The organism is Rhodococcus sp. C26F (assembly GCF_053345925.1).
In genome coordinates this window covers 146647-167237 of record NZ_JBKFBA010000007.1, presented here as the reverse complement: position 1 = coordinate 167237, position 20591 = coordinate 146647, and the positions used below count along the sequence as shown (strand labels likewise).

The 20591-nt window shown below is 69.5% G+C and carries 21 protein-coding genes and 1 pseudogene (1 of these 22 running past the window's edge); 12 read left to right on the top strand and 10 right to left on the bottom strand.

Translation table 11 applies throughout. From position 1 onward, the window contains the following. Positions 1-82: 82 nt before the first annotated feature. Positions 83-853, bottom strand: coding sequence for an SWIM zinc finger family protein (locus ACLBYD_RS11355; protein ID WP_447816511.1), 771 nt, complete (start codon positions 851-853; stop codon positions 83-85). Further along, the gene (locus ACLBYD_RS11350; RefSeq protein ID WP_447816510.1) at positions 854-3661 is read right to left on the bottom strand and encodes a DEAD/DEAH box helicase; all 2808 of its coding nucleotides are present in this window, start codon (positions 3659-3661) and stop codon (positions 854-856) included. It abuts the gene before it with no gap. A gap of 49 nt (positions 3662-3710) precedes the next feature. Here ACLBYD_RS11350 and ACLBYD_RS11345 point away from each other — a divergent pair, with 49 nt between their 5' ends. Further along, on the top strand, positions 3711-4634 hold the full coding sequence (locus tag ACLBYD_RS11345; protein WP_252174035.1) for an NADP-dependent oxidoreductase: 924 nt from the start codon (positions 3711-3713) through the stop codon (positions 4632-4634). Between the two features lie 70 nt (positions 4635-4704). Then, positions 4705-5376: an HNH endonuclease family protein gene (locus ACLBYD_RS11340; RefSeq protein ID WP_447816540.1), complete on the top strand. Its 672-nt coding sequence runs from the start codon at positions 4705-4707 to the stop codon at positions 5374-5376. 6 nt (positions 5377-5382) lie between these two features. On the opposite strand, the gene ACLBYD_RS11335 is transcribed toward ACLBYD_RS11340, so the two are convergent. After that, positions 5383-6165, bottom strand: a complete 783-nt coding sequence (locus ACLBYD_RS11335; RefSeq protein ID WP_447816509.1) for an enoyl-CoA hydratase/isomerase family protein — start codon at positions 6163-6165, stop codon at positions 5383-5385. A 92-nt stretch (positions 6166-6257) separates the two neighbouring features. Between ACLBYD_RS11335 and ACLBYD_RS11330 the strand changes: the two genes are divergently transcribed. Next, the gene (locus ACLBYD_RS11330; protein WP_447816508.1) at positions 6258-7076 is read left to right on the top strand and encodes a shikimate 5-dehydrogenase; all 819 of its coding nucleotides are present in this window, start codon (positions 6258-6260) and stop codon (positions 7074-7076) included. 28 nt (positions 7077-7104) lie between these two features. On the opposite strand, the gene ACLBYD_RS11325 is transcribed toward ACLBYD_RS11330, so the two are convergent. From ACLBYD_RS11325 to ACLBYD_RS11315, 3 genes are all read right to left on the bottom strand, one after another. Further along, a complete protein-coding gene (locus ACLBYD_RS11325) occupies positions 7105-7599 on the bottom strand; it encodes a DUF5995 family protein (RefSeq protein ID WP_447816507.1) in 495 nt (164 codons plus the stop codon). Then, entirely contained in the window at positions 7563-7832 is a 270-nt protein-coding gene (locus tag ACLBYD_RS11320) for a hypothetical protein (protein WP_447816506.1), read from the bottom strand. Before ACLBYD_RS11320 ends, ACLBYD_RS11325 begins: the two co-directional genes overlap by 37 nt. A gap of 286 nt (positions 7833-8118) precedes the next feature. Beyond that, on the bottom strand, positions 8119-8958 hold the full coding sequence (locus ACLBYD_RS11315; protein ID WP_447816505.1) for a sulfurtransferase: 840 nt from the start codon (positions 8956-8958) through the stop codon (positions 8119-8121). A gap of 184 nt (positions 8959-9142) precedes the next feature. Here ACLBYD_RS11315 and ACLBYD_RS11310 point away from each other — a divergent pair, with 184 nt between their 5' ends. Next, positions 9143-9616 carry an acyl-CoA thioesterase gene (locus ACLBYD_RS11310; protein ID WP_447816504.1) on the top strand — a complete coding sequence of 158 codons (474 nt, stop codon included), beginning with the start codon at positions 9143-9145 and terminating at the stop codon, positions 9614-9616. Positions 9617-9620: 4 nt separating this feature from the next. On the opposite strand, the gene ACLBYD_RS11305 is transcribed toward ACLBYD_RS11310, so the two are convergent. After that, positions 9621-10109: an Lrp/AsnC family transcriptional regulator gene (locus ACLBYD_RS11305; protein WP_006552549.1), complete on the bottom strand. Its 489-nt coding sequence runs from the start codon at positions 10107-10109 to the stop codon at positions 9621-9623. A gap of 166 nt (positions 10110-10275) precedes the next feature. On the opposite strand from ACLBYD_RS11305, the gene pdhA reads away from it, so the two are divergent. Genes pdhA through ACLBYD_RS11285 form a run of 4 tightly spaced genes read left to right on the top strand, consistent with a single transcriptional unit; the run spans position 10276 to position 14889 of the window. After that, positions 10276-11373: a pyruvate dehydrogenase (acetyl-transferring) E1 component subunit alpha gene (pdhA, locus tag ACLBYD_RS11300; protein WP_447816503.1), complete on the top strand. Its 1098-nt coding sequence runs from the start codon at positions 10276-10278 to the stop codon at positions 11371-11373. After that, positions 11370-12353 carry an alpha-ketoacid dehydrogenase subunit beta gene (locus ACLBYD_RS11295; protein ID WP_447816502.1) on the top strand — a complete coding sequence of 328 codons (984 nt, stop codon included), beginning with the start codon at positions 11370-11372 and terminating at the stop codon, positions 12351-12353. Before pdhA ends, ACLBYD_RS11295 begins: the two co-directional genes overlap by 4 nt. 9 nt (positions 12354-12362) lie before the next feature. Continuing rightward, complete coding sequence (locus tag ACLBYD_RS11290; protein WP_447816501.1) at positions 12363-13682, top strand: dihydrolipoamide acetyltransferase family protein; 1320 nt, start codon at positions 12363-12365, stop codon at positions 13680-13682. Between the two features lie 31 nt (positions 13683-13713). Beyond that, positions 13714-14889 carry an MFS transporter gene (locus ACLBYD_RS11285; RefSeq protein ID WP_447816500.1) on the top strand — a complete coding sequence of 392 codons (1176 nt, stop codon included), beginning with the start codon at positions 13714-13716 and terminating at the stop codon, positions 14887-14889. 25 nt (positions 14890-14914) lie between these two features. Here the strand turns inward: ACLBYD_RS11285 and ACLBYD_RS11280 are convergent, their stop codons facing one another. From ACLBYD_RS11280 to ACLBYD_RS11270, 3 genes are read right to left on the bottom strand one after another with little or no spacing between them, the layout of a single operon-like run. Further along, positions 14915-16339 carry an NAD(P)(+) transhydrogenase (Re/Si-specific) subunit beta gene (locus tag ACLBYD_RS11280; protein ID WP_138842486.1) on the bottom strand — a complete coding sequence of 475 codons (1425 nt, stop codon included), beginning with the start codon at positions 16337-16339 and terminating at the stop codon, positions 14915-14917. Further along, entirely contained in the window at positions 16339-16668 is a 330-nt protein-coding gene (locus tag ACLBYD_RS11275) for an NAD(P) transhydrogenase subunit alpha (protein ID WP_006552916.1), read from the bottom strand. The genes ACLBYD_RS11280 and ACLBYD_RS11275 overlap by 1 nt, the downstream gene beginning before the upstream one ends. Next, entirely contained in the window at positions 16669-17796 is a 1128-nt protein-coding gene (locus ACLBYD_RS11270; protein ID WP_145691544.1) for a Re/Si-specific NAD(P)(+) transhydrogenase subunit alpha, read from the bottom strand. 631 nt (positions 17797-18427) lie between these two features. On the opposite strand from ACLBYD_RS11270, the gene ACLBYD_RS11265 reads away from it, so the two are divergent. The 4 genes and pseudogenes from ACLBYD_RS11265 to ACLBYD_RS11250 all read left to right on the top strand — a co-directional run. After that, entirely contained in the window at positions 18428-19192 is a 765-nt protein-coding gene (locus tag ACLBYD_RS11265; protein ID WP_447816499.1) for an SIR2 family NAD-dependent protein deacylase, read from the top strand. 9 nt (positions 19193-19201) lie between these two features. Next, on the top strand, positions 19202-19642 hold the full coding sequence (locus ACLBYD_RS11260) for an HIT family protein (protein WP_050993456.1): 441 nt from the start codon (positions 19202-19204) through the stop codon (positions 19640-19642). Then, the gene (locus ACLBYD_RS11255; protein WP_264721787.1) at positions 19639-20493 is read left to right on the top strand and encodes a maleylpyruvate isomerase family mycothiol-dependent enzyme; all 855 of its coding nucleotides are present in this window, start codon (positions 19639-19641) and stop codon (positions 20491-20493) included. The genes ACLBYD_RS11260 and ACLBYD_RS11255 overlap by 4 nt, the downstream gene beginning before the upstream one ends. 4 nt (positions 20494-20497) lie before the next feature. Then, a pseudogene (locus ACLBYD_RS11250) lies at positions 20498-20591 on the top strand (Type 1 glutamine amidotransferase-like domain-containing protein); it runs 549 nt beyond the window's last position.

Below are 20591 nucleotides of genomic sequence, written 5' to 3'. Positions count from 1 at the left end.
TCGGTGGCGCGACCGGAGCCGTCACCTTCACGGGCGGCATACCCCGGGAACGGACGGCACAACCACCGGCGACCGATCGAGGTCAGCGCATGCGGCGGTAGAGATCCTCGAGGTCGGTGATCCCCCGGATCACCACGGCTTCGTCGGTTCCGCCGGCCCGCAACGCGCGGCGCAGCAGCATCGGATCGAGGTCCTCGAGCGCGGGACGGAACCGTTCCGTGGGCAGCTCGGGCAACTCGGTGTCGTCGCCGTAGAAGTCCCGCGCCGCGGCCACCTCTTCGTCGGCGTCCGCATCGTCGACGCCGCCGATCAGCGTCGCGAGGTCCACCCCGCGCAGGGTCAGGACCGCGAGCGGTTGGTCGTCGACGTGTTCTGCGAGCAGGTAGGCGACGGCCGCGGCGTGCTTGCAGGGCCACCCGTCGTCGGGGCAGGTGCAGTCGAAGTCGAGTTCACCCGCGCGTCGCGGGAGGAGGGCCGATCCGAGTTCCTCGGGAAGGATACCCGCCGCAAGTCGCGCCAGCATGCCCGGCGACGAGCGGACGAGCGAGACGAGTTCTCCCACCGCCCCCTCGTCGAGCGTGCGCACCCGCACCGCCGAGGTGAACGGGGTGAGTTGACTGCCCTGCACGTCGCCGACGGCCACTCCGGGTTCGAGCCGCATGGAGATCACCTGGCCGGCGCGCGCATACGCACGGCCCCGCGTCAGTCGCCCCTTCTCGGCGACCTCCTCCATCGCCGAGATCAGTTCCTTCGACCACCAGCTGCGGCCGATCGAGCCCCGCTTGGTGCGCGCCTCGATGCCGCCGTCGATCCGGCGGGCCGTGCCGTAGCGGCGTACGTTGCCCCGTGCCATCTAGTCCCCCACCGCGTCGTCGCCGAGGGTGAGCAGGGAGTGCAGCTGATCGGTGGACAGCTCGGTGATCCAGTTCTCCCCTGCCCCGACCACGATCTCGGCCAGTTCCTGCTTGCCGGTGAGCATCTCGTCGATACGCTCCTCCACCGTTCCCACACAGACGAGCTTGCGGACCTGGACGTCGCGGCGCTGCCCGATCCGGAACGCACGGTCGGTGGCCTGGTTCTCCACCGCCGGATTCCACCACCGGTCGAGATGCACGACGTGGTTGGCGGCGGTGAGGTTCAGTCCGGTGCCGCCCGCCTTGAGCGAGAGCACCATGATCGGCGGTCCGCCCTCACCCTGGAAGCCGTCGACCATCGCGTCGCGCCGGCCCTTGGACACTCCCCCGTGCAGGAAGGGCACCGTCGTGGCGAACCGCTCCTCGAGATAGGGGACGACGAGCTCACCGAACTCGCGGAACTGCGTGAACAGCAACACCTTCTCGCCGTCGGCCAGCACCGACTCGACGATGTCCTCGACCAGGCCGAGTTTGCCCGAGCGGTGCCGTCCGCGACGCAGGACGGGCGAGCCGTCGCCCAGATAGTGCGCGGGGTGGTTGCACACCTGCTTGAGCCGGGTCAGCGCCGCGAGCACCGCGCCCTTGCGGGCCATGCCCTCCTTGTCGCGGATCCGGCGCATCATGTCGTCCACGACGGCCCGGTACAGGGCGGCCTGCTCGGCCGTGAGGTTGGCGCGCACGGTCTGCTCGAACTTCTCGGGCAGATCGGAGATCACGTCGGGGTCGGTCTTGACGCGGCGCATCACGAACGGTGCGGACAGTGCCCGCAACCGTGCCGCGGCGACGGCGTCGTGGTCGCGCTCGATCGGCACCGCGAACCGGGCACGGAAGGACGCCGCGCTGCCGAGCAGGGACGGATTCGCGAAGTCCAGGATCGCGCGCAGTTCCTCGAGCCGGTTCTCCACCGGTGTGCCGGTGAGCGCGATCCGGTGCGCCGCGGGCACGGCGCGCGTGGCGCGGGACTGCGCGGTCGCGGTGTTCTTCACGTGCTGGGCCTCGTCGAGGACCACGCGTTGCCAGGTCAGCGTCGCGAGCTGCGCGACGTCGCGGGCGGCGATGGCGTAGGTCGTCACCACGAGGTCGTGGTCGGCGGCAGCGGCGGCGAGCGCCGGTCCGCTCAGCCGCTGGGCGCCGTGGTGGACGTGCACCCGCAGGTCGGGCACGAACCGTTCGGCCTCACGCTGCCAGTTGCCCACCACCGACATCGGGCAGACCAGCAGGGTCGGGGCGTTCCGCAGGCCCGACTCTCGTTCGTGGGCGAGCAGCGCGAGCACCTGGATGGTCTTGCCCAGGCCCATGTCGTCGGCGAGCACGGCGCCGAGACCGAGCCGACTCATGAACGCGAGCCAGTCGAGGCCGCGCTGCTGGTAGGGACGCAGTTCGGCGTTCAGTCCCGCCGGCACGGGGACGGGCTCGGGGTGCGCCTGCCCGTCGAGCAGCATCTCGACCCAGCCGGAGGCGGAGATCTCGGTGACCTCCGCGGGCGGAGCATCGTCGCCGGTGAACTGGGCGAACAACGACCCGAGGGTCGCATCCTCGGCGGAATGCGCCGTGACGTACCGGGCCGCGCGGGCCAGTGCCTCGGCATCTGCCCGCACCCACTTGCCGCGCAGCTTGACCAGGTCGCTGTTGGCCGCGACGAGCTCTTCCATCTCCGACGGGGTGAGCAGCATGTCGCCGACGGCGAGCTGCCATTCGTACGAGACGATCGCGCTCATCCCGACGACGCTGTCGTCGGCGCTCACGGGGGCGACGGGTGACTCGACCTGCAGACGCAGGGACGGATCGACCCGGGTCCAGGCGCGCGGCAGCAGCACCGCGATGCCCGCGGCGTCGAGCTCCCGGGCGCCGTGCTCGACGAGATCGACGACGACCGGGGTGGGCAGCAGCAGGTCGAGACTGTCGGGATCGCGGGGCACGTCCTGCAGGCGAGGATAGGCCTGGAGCGCGATCCCGAGCTTGCGCACGCCGATCTGGAGCAGGTGCGGGTCGGTGTCCTCGACGGGCAGCGGCGTCGGGGACTGTCCCTCCGGACGCAGGCACACCTCGAGCCGCCAGATGGAGTCGGCTCCGACCCCGTCGTCGACGTCGTCCGGTTCGACGAGGCGCAGCACGAGGTCGGGTTCGTATCCGGCGAGGCTGGCGCGCCATTCCTCGAGCGCATCGGCCATGCGCTGGGTCCCGCGGGGATGGGGACTGCCCTCGGCCAGTGCAGCGACGAGGGGGTGCAGCGAGGTCGACGAGCCGTGGAGGGTGCGCACGATGGGGTCGGTCAGTTCGCGGCACAGATCGTCGAGGAGATCGACGGGCCGTCCGAGCTGTCGTTGCGCGGGAGACATCGCGGCCGCGAGTTCGGCGGACCAGGCCCGCGTCTTCTCGCCGCCGAGCAGGCGCCACCGCGCCCACCACTGCTTCTCGACACGCACGAGCTCCGGTGCGACCCGGCCGGCCTGCGCCCACCTCTCGATGCCACGGGCGACGTGCGCGAGATATCGCAGATCGCCGCCGACACCCCCGGGACGCCGCGGCATGTCCAGCAGAAGCTCGGCTGCGTCCGCCGGTGCGACCGCGACGGCGGGCAGCGTGCTCGGCTCGGTCTCCGTGGGGAAGGTGAGGGTGACGCGATGGCGGAACGGGCGGTCGATCCACCGGCGCAGCGCAGACGGCAGCGCGTCGGGATCGGGCTCTGCGGCGGGGTCCCACCACAGCATCAGGCCGGATCCCGGTGACCACAGCCCGTGCAACATGCCCACTATCGTGCCAGCCGCACCCGACCCCGATGGCAGGCTGGGTCCCATGGCACGCGCATACGGCTTCGTGGAGTACGGCGGTCCGGAGACACAGCAGCTGTTCGACACCCCCGTCCCATCGCCCGGTCCGGGGCAACTCCTCGTGGCAGTCCGGGCCGCGGGCGTGAATCCCGCCGACTGGAAGGTGCGGTCCGGACGGCGCACAGGCAGCGTCACGGTGCACTTTCCGGCGGTCCTCGGCCGGGAGGTCGCCGGTGTGGTGGAGGCCGCCGGTCCGGACACCGGCTTCCGGCCGGGCGACGCCGTCTTCGGGGCCACCGCGGAGGGCTACGGCGGCTACGCCGAGTACACCCTCGTCGACGCGCGGGCTGCCGCGCTCGTGCCCGAGTCGGTGCCGTTCGAGGTGGCGGCGACCCTCCCGGTCGCGGCCGGAACGGCCTTCGACATCGTCGAGCACCTCGAGATCGTCGATGCGGACACCGTCCTCGTCCTGGGTGCCGGTGGTGGCGTCGGGTCGGCGACGACGCAGCTCGCGCACGCCGCAGGTGCCGCTGTGCTCGGCGTGACGAGCGCGGGGAAACGGGAGCTCGTCGAATCGTGCGGCGGAATGTGGATCGAGTCCGGCGACGGGTTCGACGCGCGAGTCGCGGCCACCGCGGAACGGTGCGGGGCGGTGACCGCGGTCGTCGACCTCGTCGGCGGCGACGTACTCGAGCGGGCGGTCGCGCTGACGCGGGCGCCGGAACGGGTCGTGAGTGTCGCCGACCCTGCACGCGCGGAGGAGCTGGGCGGTTCGGGAATCACGCGGCGACGGACCCGGGAGGTGTTCGAACATGTCGCGGCGCTCGTCGAGCGTGGTGTCCTGACGCCGCGCGTCGAGCGGACCTTCCCGCTCACCGAGGCCGGGGCTGCGCTGGAACTCGTCGAGTCCGGGCACGCCGGCGGGAAGATCGTCGTCACCGTGCCCTGAAGATCCTGTCGGCAGGGCGTGCCAGGATCGCCGCGTGCGTGGGGGGAACGCGACGTGGTGGGTGGCGGCAGTGGTGGTCGCGGTGGTGGTGTCCTGGCTGTGGGACCGCACCGCGCCGGGGTCCGGGACGGTGCCGGGCAGCCCCACCCGAGCCGAGGTGCATGCCCTGCTCGAGCAGGTGACGGTGGTCGATCAGCGCCGAAAGGTGCCCGGCTATCAGCGGGGCTGCGGCCCGGGCGAGCGATGCGTGTTCGGTCCGGCCTGGTCCGACGACCACCCCGGTGCCGGCGGGCACGACGGCTGCGACACCCGCAACAACGTCCTCGCGCGCGACCTCGCCTCCCCCACCTTCCGAGCCGGTAGCGACGACTGTGTCGTGACGAGTGGGGTCCTGAACGATCCGTACACCGGGGCGCGCGTGGAGTTCCGGCGTGCCGAGGCGAACGCCGTGCACATCGATCACATCTATCCGCTCGCCGCGGCCTGGGATCTCGGTGCCGCCGCATGGCCCGCCGAACGTCGACTCCGGTTCGCGAACGACATCACCTACAACCTCGTCGCTGTCGACGGGCAGGCCAACCTCGACAAGCGCGACGGCACGCCGGCCCAGTGGCTGCCACCGGCCGCCGGTTACCGCTGCTGGTTCGCCGGCCGGTACCTGACCGTGGCGGTGCGCTACGCGTTGCCGATCACGGCCGACGACCACCGCGCCCTGGTGAGCGCGGCGGAGTCGTGCCCGTGACACCGCTCAGGCGGGAAGGTTGCGCGGGATCCAGTCGGGTTCGCGCTTCTCCATGAACGCCCGCATTCCTTCGCGGGGTTCGGGTGAGGTCTCGAGTGCCCCGAACATCGTCTGGTAGTCGAACTGTCCGTAGCGCTCGTTGAGCATGCGCTTGACCTGGGCGCGCGCGATCGGCGCGGTGCGCAGGACCTGCCGCGCGGCCTCGAGTGCGGCCTCGCGCAGTTGCTCGTGCGGGACGACGCGCGAGATGACACCCAGACGCTGCGCCTCGTGGGCGTCGAAGACCCGGGCCGACAACAGCAGGTCGCGGGCGGCAGCGAGACCGACGTGCGCGGGCAGCGCGGCGGCGAAGGTCGCGTCGGGGATGCCCCGGAGGAGTTCGGGGACACGGAAGGTCGCGCGCTCACTGGCGACGGCGATGTCGGACATCATCGCGACCAGCAGTCCCCCCGCCTGGCAGATGCCGTTGACGGCGGAGATGACGGGGGCGCGACTGTCACGGATGGTCAGGAACGGGACGACGTCCACCCCCGAGAGGCCCTCGGGCAGATCGTCGCCGGGTTCGGCGCGACCGCCGAGATCACCGCCGGGCGCGAAGACGTCGTCGACACCGGTGATGACGAGGGCGGCGAGGTCGGGATCGGAATCGACCAGTCGCACCGCACGTTTGAGTCCGTAGTACATCGCCGGAGTGAACGCGTTGCGCGCTGCGGGCCGGTCGATGATGCACCAGCCGATCGCGCCTTCCCGTTCGAATCTCAGTCCACCTGCACCCAGATCGTCTCCCATGCATCGGACAGTATCTCATTCTTTGTTTCGAGAACAGCATGCTCGTACAAGAACATCGATGTTTCCGTGTATGTCGGGACTACGGTGAGGAAATGCTCGAGCGCATCTCCAAGGACACCCGGCTGTGCATCTCGATGTCCGGCCGTCCCAGCAACATCGGCACCCGGTTCCACAACCATCTCTACGAGGAACTCGGCCTCGACTTCGTCTACAAGGCGTTCGCGCCCGTGAACATCGAGGATGCCGTGGCGGGGATACGCGGCCTGGGCATCCGCGGCGCCGGGGTGTCGATGCCGTTCAAGGAAGCCGTGCTGCCCCTCGTCGACGTACTGCACGATTCGGCGCGGGCCATCGAGTCCGTGAACACGATCGTCAACGACGACGGCGTCCTGCACGCCTACAACACCGACTACCAGGCGGTGAGCGATCTGCTCGTCGAGCACGGCGTCGACTCCGCCCTGCCCGTCACGGTGGTGGGCAGCGGCGGCATGGCGAAGGCGGTGACAGCGGCGCTGCGCCACAACGGATTCACCGACGGAACGATCGTCGCGCGCAATGAGGACACCGGGCGGCCCCTCGCACGCAAGTACGGCTACGAATGGCGAGCCGACACGAGCGACGTCGCACCCGGGCTGATCGTCAACGCCACTCCGATCGGGATGGCGGGCGGTGCCGAATCGGGCGACCTGCCGCTGCCCCACGACTTCGTCGCCGCAGCGTCGACGGTCTTCGACGTCGTGGCCGTGCCGCCGGACACCCCGCTCGTCCGATTCGCCCGCGAGCACGACATCCCGGTGATCACGGGCGACGAGGTCATCGCGCTGCAGGCGGCACTGCAGTTCGAGCTCTACACGGGGGTGACCCCGACGCGCGAGCAGGTACGCCGCGCGTCGGAGTACTCCCGTTCCTGAACGGTCGGGACCGAGGAGGACTCGGCCGTCAGACGATCCGGCCCCGTTCGAGACCGTCGAGCACCACGGTGGCAGCATCGACCGCGACGGTCATCTCGACGCGGGTGATGTCGTGCGTGGCGGGGTTCTGCAGACCGAAGTTGTTGACCCACGCGGCCGTTCGCGCCGACTGGAACATGAACGTGGTGGTCTCGGTGTCGCCCACCAGGTCGCCGACGAACCAGCCGGTGAAGAACGGGCCGAGGTCGACGCCGTAGGTCACCTCGAACTCGTCGGCGATCACCGGTGCGGCCTCGACGAGCGCTTCACCGAAGGTGTAGAAGTCACGCGTGTGCTCAGGCGTCGATCCGATGGTCACGAGCGCTTCCGGGAAGTCGATCACCAGGTGGGCGACGATCGCTCCGAGCAGCACGCGACCGGGACTGCGGTCGCACTGTTCGGTGAGCGCGAGCGCGTCCGCCCAGTGCGGCGCCGGCGACGCGCCGGTCACGTACTCGTGCAGATTCGCCAGGTAGAGACGCACCACTTCGAGGGCGAGCGCGGACGCCCATTCCGGATCGCGTAGATCCCGGAGTCGAGGGTCGGGCCGGTGAGTTCGAGGATCTCGTCGAAGGCAAGGACGAACGTGCCGCGGTAGTCGTCGCTGCGTGTGAGGAGGTCGCGCAACTCCGCGATCCGGGTGCGGGCGTCGTCGAAGGTCTCGATTCCCGCGGGATCGGTCAGCGCGGCGATGTCGGCCTGGGGAACAGCAGACACGCAGTGGGACGGTGCCGAATCGACCGGCACCGGTGCGGCCGAGACGGTCGGTGCGGCGAGCAGGGTCGCCAGGACTGCAGCACCTACCGTGACAGCCGTACGGCCTCGGGCGTGACAGCCGTACGGCCTCGGGCGAAATGTTTCATTTGCGTTGATTTACCGGCCGTTTCTCCGGGATACTCCGCGAGTCCATTCACGACCGGTGGTCCCGCCTCCGGAGTGCAGTTCTCGTCGGCGATGTTGCGAATCGTCGACGAGAACTGCGCATCGGCCGGCGGATCGCCGCTCAACTGCCGGTGGCGACCTCCCGCTTCGGATCCGCCGACCACTGCGACCACGAACCCGGATACAGCGCGGCGTCGATGCCCGCGATCTCGAGCGCGGCGATCTCGTGTGCGGCGTTGATTCCCGATCCGCAGTACACGGCGACGTCGGTGCGCTTCACGCCCAGTGTCGAGAAGCGGTGCGCGATCTGATCCGCGGGCAGGAACGACCCGTCCTGACGGAGGTTCTCGGTGGTCGGCGCGCTGACCGCGCCGGGGATGTGGCCCGCCCGGCGATCCACCGGCTCCTCGTCGCCGCGGTACCGCGCGTGGGCGCGCGCATCGAGCAGAACTCCGTGGGTCGCGTAGGTCGCGGCCTCGTCGGGACCGATGGTGGGCATGTGGCCGGGGCTCAACGTCACGTTGCCGGGCTTCTTCTCGCCGCCCGGTCCTGCGGCGAGAGGGTGCCCGCCGGCGATCCACGCCTGCAGTCCGCCGTCGAGCAGCCGCACCTCGGAGTGCCCCGCCCAGCGCAACAGCCACCACGCGCGGGCCGCGGAGAGATCGCCGCTGTCGTCGTATGCGACGACGAGAGCACCGTCGTCGGTCCCCCACCGGCGTGCGATGGCCTGGAAACGGTCGATGTCGGGCAGCGGATGACGACCGAGCTCGGGTGCGGGCGGATCGGCGAGATCCTCGTCCAGGTCGACGTAGACCGCGCCGCTGATGTGCCCCTCATGGAATCGGTCCCGTCCGTGTCTGTCGCCGAGTGCCCAGCGGACGTCGAGTATCACCGGTGACCGGCCCTGCTCGATCATCTCGGCGAGTTCGACGGTGGAGAGAAGAACGGGGGTATCGGACATGACCCGATCCTGACACGAACGGCACACGCCGTTCCGGCTTTGGGGCGACACGCCGTGCGTGCCGGGACGACCCCGGCAGGCGGACACGCCCTGTGCACGTCCGATTCGAGGGTTTTGCGTCTCGGTTCGGGATTGGCGTGGGGGTTGGTCTGATTTGACGTGCGGAGAGCACTATCGTCGAGACGTGAGCAACCGCCAACCGACGAGCCCAGCCGCCCCGCCTGAGCCGGAGCAGTTCCCGGTGTTGTGGCCCATGCAGACGCGTTGGGCCGACAACGACCATTACGGCCACGTCAACAACGTCACGTACTACTCGTACTTCGACTCGGCGGTCAACGGGTGGCTCATCTCCACCACCGGTGTCGACATCCGCGAACTCGACGCGATCGGGGTCGTGGCCGAGACCTCCTGCCGCTATCTCGCCGAACTGTCCTTCCCCGACCGCCTGCAGGTCGGACTGGCGGTCGAACGCCTGGGCGCACAGTCGATCACCTATTCGCTCGCAATCTTCCGGGAGGCCGACGACAACCTGATCCCCGCGGCGACCGGCCGGTTCGTCCACGTCTACGTCGATCCGCAGACGCGCCGCCCCGTCCCGATCCCCGATCAGATCCGCAAGGCCGCCGCCCAGCTGGCCACCCCGAACGCGGGCCGCTAGTGCTCTAGGTCGCCTCGTCTCCGCTGCGCCCGGCGGCCCGGGCCAGCAGCGGCGCCGTGCGCTGCGGGACGAGGTCCTGCATGACCAGCGACATGTCCGTGCGTTCGACGCCGCGGATCTTCAGGATCCGGCCCGCGAGCCGATAGAGGTCGTCGGCGTCACGGGCGACCACCTTCACCGACAGGTCGATCTGCCCGGTCAGCCCGTAGACCTCTGTGACCTCGGGGATCTGTGCGAGTTCGTCGACGACCTCGTCGAGACGGTGCTGATCGACCCGGGTGGCCACGTAGGCGGCGAGCGGATAACCCAGGCTGACGGGATCCACCCGCCGGTCGAACGAGGCGAGCACGCCCTCGGCCTCCCATCGGGCGAGACGCGCCTGGACGGTGTTGCGGGACAACCCGAGACGCTGCGCGAGTTCGACTCCCGTGGCCCGTGGTGTGCGCGTGAGTTCGAGCAGCAGACGCGCATCGGTGGCATCCAGACTGGTCATTCTTCGCAGTCTGCCAGCTAGGAGCACCCCGAAACCGTGCTTTCTGCACGGTCGGGGGCGGATCGATTGCGCACGCGCGATTTGCCCGGATGATGTGATGTACGGCACACATCATCCGGTCGGGCCTCACGAGGGCACGCCGGATCCGCACCGACGAGGTGATCCGATGGTTGTACCGACCGCCTATCCGGTCCAGTTGATCCAACCCGACGGGCGACGCGTCCTCGACACCGAGTACGGCCCACTCGTCGCCGACGTCGGCCCCGACGAACTGCGCGGGCTCTACCGCGACATGGTCGTCGCGCGACGCGTCGACGCGGAGGCTACGGCGCTCCAACGGCAGGGTGAGCTCGGCCTCTGGGCGCCGCTCCAGGGCCAGGAGGCCGCGCAGGTCGGCTCCGCCCGGGCACTCGCGCCCGACGACTACGTCTTCACCAGCTACCGCGAGCACGCCGTCGCATTGTGCCGCGGCGTCGACCCCGCCGACATGACCCGCCTGTGGCGTGGGTGCGGCCTGTCCGGATGGGATCCGCAGACGGTCGCCACCACCAACCCGGCGATCGTCGTCGGCGCCCAGGGCCTGCACGCCACCGGTTACGCGATGGGCGCGAAGCTCGACGGAGCCGAGATCGCCACCGTCGTGTACTTCGGCGACGGCGCCACGAGCCAGGGCGACCTCTCGGAGGCCATGGTCTTCTCCGTCAGCTGGGGCGTCGGCGTGGTGTTCATCTGCCAGAACAACCACTGGGCGATCAGCGTGCCCACCCACGTGCAGAGCCCGGTCCCCCTCGCCCGGCGCGCCGCCGGATTCGGGATGCCGGCCGTGCAGGTCGACGGCAACGATGTTCTCGCAGTCCTGGCGGTGACCCGGCGTGCCGTCCGGCACGCCCGCGAGGGTGCCGGTCCGTTCTTCATCGAGGCACTCACCTACCGCATGGGCCCGCACACGACCTCCGACGACCCCACCCGCTACCGAACACCCGCCGATCTCGAGGAGTGGCAGGCACGCGACCCCATCGATCGGCTGCGACGACTGCTCGAACGCGAAGGGCACGCCGACGACAACTTCTTCGACGAGGTCCGGACGGCCGCCGACGACGCCGCGATGCGGCTCCGACGCGGCACGCTCGGGATGCCCGACCCCGAACCCGACGCGCTGTTCGACCACGTCTACGCCACCGAGCATCCGCTCGTCGAACAGGAACGTGCGGACTACGCCGAGTATCTGGCGAGTTTCGGACCCACGGAGGAGGCGCGACGATGACCACCACGACGATGACGCTCGGCGGCGCCCTCAACGCCGGACTCCGCCGCGCACTCGAACACGACCCCAAGGTCGTCATCATGGGCGAGGACGTCGGCACCCTCGGTGGCGTCTTCCGCATCACCGACACCCTGCAGAAGGATTTCGGTGAGGGTCGCGTGATCGACACGCCGCTCGCCGAATCCGGGATCGTGGGAACGGCCTTCGGGATGGCGCTGCGTGGCTATCGGCCCGTGTGCGAGATCCAGTTCGACGGTTTCGTCTATCCGGCCTTCGACCAGATCGTCTCGCAGGTCGCGAAGATCCACTACCGCACCGCCGGTGCCGTGGTGGCCCCATTGACCGTCCGGATCCCCTACGGCGGCGGCATCGGTGCGGTCGAACACCATTCGGAATCACCGGAGGTGTACTTCACCCACACCGCGGGTCTGCGGGTCGTGAGCCCGAGTACCCCGTCCGACGCGTACTGGATGATCCAGCAGGCCGTCGCGCTCGACGACCCGGTGATCTTCCTCGAGCCGAAGCACCGCTACTGGGAACGCGGTGAGGTCGACACGGACACCACACCCGACCTCCCGCTCACGTCCGCGCGGGTCGTCCGGTCCGGTTCCGACGCGACGGTTGTAACCTTCGGTGCGTTGGTCGGCACCGCGCTGCGCGCAGCCGAGATCGCCGAGGCGGAAGGACGTTCGCTCGAGATCGTCGATCTGAGGTCGCTGTCCCCCATCGACTTCGACACGATCGAGGCGTCGGTACGACGGACCGGCCGGCTCGTCGTCGTGCAGGAAGCACCGGTCTTCTGCGGCATCGGCGCGGAGATCGCCGCCCGCACGACCGAGCGGTGCTTCTACCAGCTCGAGGCACCGGTCCTGCGGGTCGGCGGATTCGACATCCCCTATCCCCCGGCCAAACTCGAATCCCACCACCGTCCCGACCCGGATCGCATCCTCGACGCGGTCGACCGCGCACTCGCAGCGTGAGGCGCACCGATGACGAACCCCACACGCGCAGTAGAGGAATTCCGTCTTCCCGATCTCGGTGAGGGACTCACCGAAGCGGACTGGGTGCACTGGGTCGTCGCGGTCGGCGATCGTGTCGAACTCAACCAGGTCATCGGGGAGGTCGAAACCGCCAAGGCCACGGTGGAACTGCCGTCGCCCTATGCCGGCACGGTCGAGGAATTGCTGGTCGAACCGGGGCAGACGGTGCCGGTCGGGGCACCCCTGCTGCGGATCGCGACCGAGGACGGGCCCGCCGAACCGGCCGGTGACAGCGACGGCCCGTCCCGACCGTCGGTGCTCGTCGGATACGGACCCGGCGACGCCCCGGAGAGCAGACGCGCGACCCGCCGTGACTCGGCGGACGCCGGTCGTGCCCGCGACGGCGATCCCCCTCCCGCACGACCCGACGCGAAGCCCGGCGCACGCAAACTCGCGGCTCTCCTCGAGGTCGATCTGGACACGGTGACGGGCACCGGCCGCGGCGGTGTGATCACGCGCGACGACGTGCGGCGCACCGCCGGACACGGCGACGAACCTACCGCAGGCCACGGCGAAGAACCCACCTCCGAACGACCACACTCACCCGCCCCTGAGCCGTCCCCCGAACGGACCACGCGGATACCCGTCGGAGGGGTGCGCAAGCGGACCGCCGAGGCCGTCTCCCGCAGCGCCTTCACCGCCCCGCACGCGAGCGTCTTCCTCACGTGCGACGCGACCGCCACCGTCGACCTGGTGTCGACCCTGCGCGCGTCGCCGGCCTTCGAAGGCGTCCGTCCGACGGCGCTGAGCATCGTCTCCCGCGCGCTGTTGCACGCGATCGCCGACGAGCCGTCGCTCAATGCGCACTGGGACGACGACACGGGCGAGATCGTGCTCCACCACGACGTGCATCTCGGGATCGCCACTGCGACCTCCGACGGCCTGAAGGTCCCCGTGGTCCGGGAGGCCCAGCGCCTGTCGTTGCCGCGTCTGGCCCGGTCGATCGCCGAGGTCGCCGACCGCGCGCGGACGGGCCGCTCCACGCCGTCCGAGCTGACGGGTTCGACGGTCTCGGTGACGAACGTCGGCGTGTTCGGGGTGGACGGGGGAACACCGATCCTCAATCCCGGCGAGTCGGCGATCCTCGCCGTCGGAGCGATCTCCGACCGCCCGTGGGTCGTGGACGGTGCTCTCGCGATCCGGAAGGTGGTCACGTTGTCGCTGTCGTTCGACCATCGGCTCGTCGACGGGGAGCAGGCGGGACGGGCACTCGCGACGATCGGTGCGTTCCTCGGCGATCCCGTGCCCATGCTGCTCGCCGATACGTAGGGGCCGCGAACGCTCGGTAGCGTGCCTCCACGTGGTGGATTCGCAACGGACGACGGACCGGCTCACGCACGCCCGGGCGGCGGTGTTCGCGATCTTCGGGCTCAACGGCTTCCTGCTCGCCCTGTGGGTCGTCCACATCCCGGCGATCCGGGAACGGGTGGGCATCGATCACGCGGCACTCGGATCGTTGCTGTTGCTGCTCGCCCTCGGGGCGCTCGGCGGGATGCACGTGACGGGTCGGCTCGCCGACCTGATCGGTAGCCACCGCACGACGATCGTCTTCGCTCTGATGTTGTCCCTGACGGTGGTCGGGCCGGGCCTGGCCGCGGCGCCGTGGCAGCTCGGACTCGCTCTCGCAGTGTTCGGTTTCGCGAACGGCGCGCTGGACGTGTCGATGAACTCCCAGGCGGTCGTGGTCGAACAGCGGTACCGGCGACCGATCATGTCGGCCTTCCACGGGTTGTTCTCCGCGGGCGGGATCGCCGGGTCGCTGGTGGGCGCGGCCGCCCTGGCCGCCGGGGTTCGCCCCGCGCTCACGCTCGCGGTCGCCGGGGTCGTCGCGGCCGCGGTGGTGGGCCGGGCGGGGCCGCGCCTCGTCCGGACGGAGCCGCCGATCCGATCGTCGTCACCGGGGCCCCGGGCCGGTTACTCGCGCCGCGTGGTGCTGCTCGGAGGTGTGGCGTTCGCGCTGATGCTGTGCGAGGGGGTCGCGAACGACTGGAGCGCGCTGCAGGTGCAGGAACGGCTCGGCAGTCCGGAGTCGGTGGCCGCGCTCGCGTTCGGTGCGTTCTCGGCGACCATGACGATCGGGCGCTTCGTCGCCGACCGGGTCACCGCCCGGTTCGGCAGCGCCGCCGTCATCCGATACGGAACGCTGGTCGCCGCGGTCGGGATCGGCGCCGTGGCACTGTCGCCGTGGCTGGTCCTCACACTCGCCGGATGGGCATTGTTCGGCCTGGGGTTGTCCGGTGCCCTCCCGCAGCTGTTCAGCGCCGCGGGCAATCTCGATTCGGGATCCCCCGGCGCGAACATGTCCCGCGTCGTCGGTCTGGGTTATCTGGGTTTCCTGGCCGGCCCTGCGTGCATCGGGTGGATCGCCGAGGCGACCTCCCTCACGACGGCGATGGTCGTACCGCTCGCATGCGTGCTCCTCGCCGCACTGCTGGCTCCCGTACTGACGCCGACGGCGNCCGCGTGGGCGCCGTGACGGAGCAGCGACAGGTCCGGAAGGCCTACAGGGCCTTCAGTTCCTCGGTGACCTCCGAGACCATCTTCTTCGCGTCACCGAACAGCATCGAGGTGTTGTCGGCGGTGAACAGCGGGTTGTCGATACCGGCGTAACCGGAGCTCATCGAGCGCTTGAGCACGATGACCGACTTCGACTGGTCGACGTTGAGGATCGGCATGCCGTAGATCGGGCTCGTCGAGTCCAGGCGGGCAGCCGGGTTGGTGACGTCGTTCGCGCCGATGACGATGGTGACATCGGTGCGGTTGAACTCGCCGTTGATGTCGTCCATCTCCTTCATCGCGTCGTATTCGACGTCGGCCTCGGCGAGCAGGACGTTCATGTGGCCGGGCATACGACCGGCGACCGGGTGGATCGCGTACTTGACCTCGACACCGCGGTCCTCGAGCAGCGCTGCCATCTCCTTGACGGCGTGCTGCGCCTGGGCGACGGCCAGACCGTAGCCGGGGACGACGATGACCTGGTTGGCGTACGCCATCTGGATGGCGGCGTCCGAGGCCGAGGTGGCCTTGACCGTGCCACCCGACGCCGAGGCCACACCGGCGGCCGCCTCGCCGCCACCGAAGGCGCCGAAGACGATCGCGGGGATCGACCGGTTCATGGCCTTGGCCATGAGGTTGGTCAGGATGGTGCCCGAGGCGCCGACGATCATGCCCGCGACGATCATGGCCTGGTTGTTCAGCGCGAGACCGGCAGCTGCTGCCGACAGACCGGTCAGGGCGTTGAGCAGCGAGATGACGACGGGCATGTCGGCGCCACCGATCGGCAGCACGACGAACAGACCCATCAGGCCGGCGGCGACGAGCAGCGCCAGGATCCACCACGAGGCCAGCGGGTCACCGTCGGCGCTGATGCCGATGTAGACGGCGATGGCGATCGACGCGAGGACGAGCACGATGTTGGCCAGCTGGAACAGCTTCGCCGACGCGACGAGCTTGCGCTCGAGGTTCTTGTTCAGCAGTTCCTGCAGCTTCGCGAAGGCGACGAGCGAACCCCAGAACGAGATCGAACCGATGATCGCGGCGAACAGCGAACCGACGATCATGACCACGGTCGGGTCGTCGTCGAGCGTCGTGAAGCTGGTGGACTCGAGATATTCGGCCCACGCGATGAGTGCGACGGTGCCACCACCGACGCCGTTGAACAGTGCGACCAGCTGCGGCATCGCCGTCATCTTGGTCTTCAGTGCCGGCGGGACGCCGAGGATGATGCCGACGGCCAGACCGCCGATGATCAGACCCCAGTTCTCCGTCTCCCGGATGTCGATGAGCACCGCGACGACCGCGATGACCATACCGACGGCGGCGATGTAGTTGCCGCGCACGGCGGTCTTCGGGCCGGTCAGACCCGACAGACCGTAGATGAACATCGCGAAGGCGATGATGTACAGGACCGAGACGAGGTAGCCCATCAGGCGTCAGCCCCCTTCTTCTGTGCAGCCGGGGAGTCCTTGCGCTGCTTGAACATCCCGAGCATGCGGTCGGTGACGACGAAGCCACCGACGACGTTCAGGGTGCCGAAGACCAGAGCGACGAACAGGATGATCTTGATGCCCCAGTGGGCATCACCGGGGAGATGACCGAGCACGACGAGAGCGCCGAGCACGACGATGCCGTGGATCGCGTTGGTGCCCGACATCAGCGGCGTGTGCAGCGTGTTCGGCACCTTGGAGATGACGGCGAAACCGACGAATCCGGCCAGGACCAGAATCGCGATGTTCGCGAGTAGTTCGTTGTACATCTAGGAGTTCTCCTTCGAACGCGTCACGCAGGCGGCCTCGAGGATCTCGTCCGAGAAGTCCGGGGCCAGGGCACCCGACTCGTCGAGGAGCAGCTCGATCAGCGCGTACACGTTCTTCGAGTAGAGCTCGGAGGCATGCTCCGGCATCGTCGCGGGCAGGTTGAGCGGCGAGCAGATGGTGACGTCGTGCTTGACGACGGTCTGCCCCGGCTCGGTGAGTTCGCAGTTGCCACCGGTCTCGCCGGCGAGGTCGACGATCACCGAACCCGGCTTCATCCCCTCGACCGCGGCGGCGGTCACCAGGCGCGGCGCCGGGCGGCCCGGCACGAGCGCGGTGGTGATGACGACGTCGAAGCCCTTGATGGCGTCTTCGAGCGCCTGCTGCTGCTGGGCCCGCTCGGCCTCGGTGAGCTCGCGTGCGTAGCCGCCCTCACCCGCGGCGTCGATGCCGAGGTCGAGCCACTGGGCACCGACCGACCGGACCTGGTCGGCGACCTCGGGACGCACGTCGTAACCGGTGGTGCGGCCACCGAGACGCTTCGCCGTGGCCAGCGCCTGCAGACCCGCCACGCCCACACCGAGCACCAGCACGGTCGCCGGCTTCACGGTGCCGGCGGCGGTGGTGAGCATCGGGAAGAAGCGGGTGGATTCGCTCGCCGCGACCAGCACGGCCTTGTAACCGGCGACGTTCGCCTGCGACGACAGGGCATCCATGACCTGTGCGCGGGAGATACGCGGAATGGCCTCGACGGCGTACGCCTCGACTCCGGCGCGGGTCAGAGCGCCGATCTGGTTGTCTGCGTTGCGCGGGGCGAGGAAGCCGATCAGGCGCTGGCCGGACTTCAGGTGGGCGATCTCGGCGTCGCTCGGCGGAGCGACCTTGACGACGATGTCGGCGGACCAGGCGTCGCCGACGGTCGCGCCGGCTTCCTTGTAGGCCGCATCCGGAATCAGCGCGCCCTGGCCGGCACCGGACTCGACGACGACGTCGAGACCCTTGCCGATCAAGGAGGGCACGATCTTCGGCACGAGCGCGACCCGCCGTTCCCCGTCGTTCGTCTCACGAACCACGCCGACGGTCGGACGGCGGTGCGCTCCGCTCCCCGTGTTCGATCCTTCGGTACTCAATTCTTGACTCCTGCGTCGATGAAAGTGCGCGTCGTGCCGCGATCGGCGGCGAAAGATGCGTTATCGAAGGCCATGTGACGGCCTGTCATGCACTGAAAGGCTTAAGCAGACCTACCGTGCCCTCCCGTGACCTCGCAACCTGGTCAGATCATCTGAATCGAGTCCGAACAGCAAGATGGCGCAAGTTTGTGAGGCAGCTCACCTCACAAATGCCATTTTCCTCCGGTGAGCAAGACCGTGTAGGACGATCGGAATCGGTCACGGAAACGGCCCGGGGAGCGGCCCCCGATGCGAAAGAAGGCGGTGTGCAAACAGATTCGTTCCGTGTGTACCGAACGGCGGTGTGTACCGATTCAGAACACTTCGGAATCGATTCAGATACCCGGTCGCCGGACCCGGCCTTTGCGCTCGTCCGGCAGCCCGCGTAGGGGGGCGTCCGTGACACACGAACCTCGGAAGGACCCCGCGAACGACAGCACCGAGGACCTCGGCGGCGACCCGGTCTGCTGGCTCCATCTCCTCTGCCCCGACTGCGGGGCGATGCTCACCTCCGAGGAGGAACCGTGCCCGCGATGCGGCAGGGAGCACTCGATCCCGGATCCCTCCTGACCCGAGCACCTAACCTGGCCTCATGAACGTGCCGGAACCCGTCCTCGACCTCGCCCGCTCGGCCCGCCGCGTCGCCGTCCTCACCGGTGCCGGGATGTCCGCCGAGAGCGGTGTCCCCACCTTCCGCGACGCGCAGACCGGGTTGTGGGAGAACTTCGACGCCACTGCCCTCGCCACACCGGCGGCGTGGGCGGACGATCCCGCGACGGTCTGGGCCTGGTACCAGTGGCGGGTCGCGCTCGTCCGGCGCGTACAACCCAATGCCGGACACCGGGCCCTCGCCGACTGGGCACGGGCGGCGCACGTGCAGATCGTGACGCAGAACGTCGACGACCTTCACGAGCGGGCCGGAAGCCACGAGGTCACCCATCTGCACGGAAGCCTGTTCGCCCCGCGGTGCAGCCGGTGCGAGCGTGCCGTCGAGCTCCCCGATCCGCCGGAGGATCCCGTCGCCCGTCTCGATCCGCCGTCGTGCCCCGCGTGCGGAGGCGACGGCCGGCCGGGCGTCGTGTGGTTCGGCGAGATGCTGCCGCAGGAACCGTGGGAGACCGCGACCGAGTCCCTGCGCGAGGCCGACCTGCTGCTGGTCGTCGGCACCTCGGGTGTCGTCTACCCGGCGGCCGGCCTGCCGTCGCTCGCGCGCAGTCACGGCGTGCCGGTGGTGCAGATCGATCCGCGCGAGACCGATCTGAGCGATCAGGTCGACCACGTCTGGCGCACCACGGCCGCCGTGGGTCTTCCCGCCCTCGTCGACGCGCTGAGGATCGGGACCGACACACCGCGTTAAGGTGACCCGGTGAGTTCCTGTGTGTTCTGCGCCATAGCCGACGGCAGCGGTCCGGCGACACGGGTGTACGAGGACGACGAGGTCGTGGCCTTCCTCGACATCCGGCCGATCGCGCGCGGGCACACCCTCGTGATCCCGCGCGTGCACGCCGCACGCCTCGAGGACCTCGATCCGGCGTCGGGCGCGGCCGTCTTCCGCGCCGGACAGCGGATCGCCCGGGCGATGACCCGTTCCGAACTCGCCACCGACGGAACCAATCTCGTCCTGAACGACGGACGGGCAGCCTTCCAGACCGTCTTCCACACCCATCTGCACGTCCTGCCCCGCTGGAACGGCGATCGTGTCCGGATGGGTATCGGTCTGGTCCGCCGTCGACCCCACGACCCCGAGACCACCGCGGCACTCATCCGCGCCGGTCTCGAACGTCTCACCGCCGAGGAGCACCAGTGACATCGCAGCCCGACACCACCCCCGACACCTCCGCTGCCGAGTTCCCGATCGACACGATCCGGCCGCTGCTGCTCGAGCAGTTCGCCGTGCTCGACGATCTGCTCTCGGGACTGACCGAGGACGAGTGGACCACCGCCACCTGCCTACCGGGATGGACGGTCAAGGACATCACTGCGCATCTCATCGGCACCGAGTCGATGCTCGCGGGCACCGAAGCGCCGCGCGTCGAACGCGACGTGCGCTCGTTCGACCACGTCCGCAACGACATCGCGGCCTTCAACGAGCTGTGGGTGGAGTCGCTGCGTCCCGTCCCCGGCCCGGACGTGCTCGAGCGCTACCGGGAGATCGTCGCCCTACGCACGGAGCAACTCGGCGCGATGACCCAGGCGGACTTCGGGAAGCAGTCGAACACTCCCGTCGGGCCGGCGCCCTACGGACGCTTCATGCGGATCCGCGTGTTCGACTGCTGGCTCCACGAACTCGACATCTGCGACGCTCTCGGCAGGACGGGCAGCGAGGGCGGCCCGCGTGCCGAACTCGGATCCGCGGAGGTCTTCGGTGCGGTTCCGTTCATCGTGGGCAAGCGCGGCAAGGCCCCCGAGGGAGCACGCATCACGATCGAGCTCTCCGGTCCCCTCGCACGCACCGTCCACGTCGAGGTGCACGGACGGGCAACCGAGGTCCCGGCCCTCTCCGAACCGGCCACCACGACGATCGCGATGGACTCGGGACTGTTCGTTCGGCTCGCCGGAGGACGCGTGCGCGCCGAGGACCGGATCGACGAGATCACCCTCGGCGGCGACACCGAGGTCGGGCGCCGCATCGTCGACAACCTCGCGTTCACGATCTGACGTCGTGCGGCTGTTCCTGTCCTCCTACCGGTTCGGCGCCGACCCGGACGCCTTCGTCCGTCTGGTGGCGCCGGGCCGGATCGCGGTGATCGCGAACG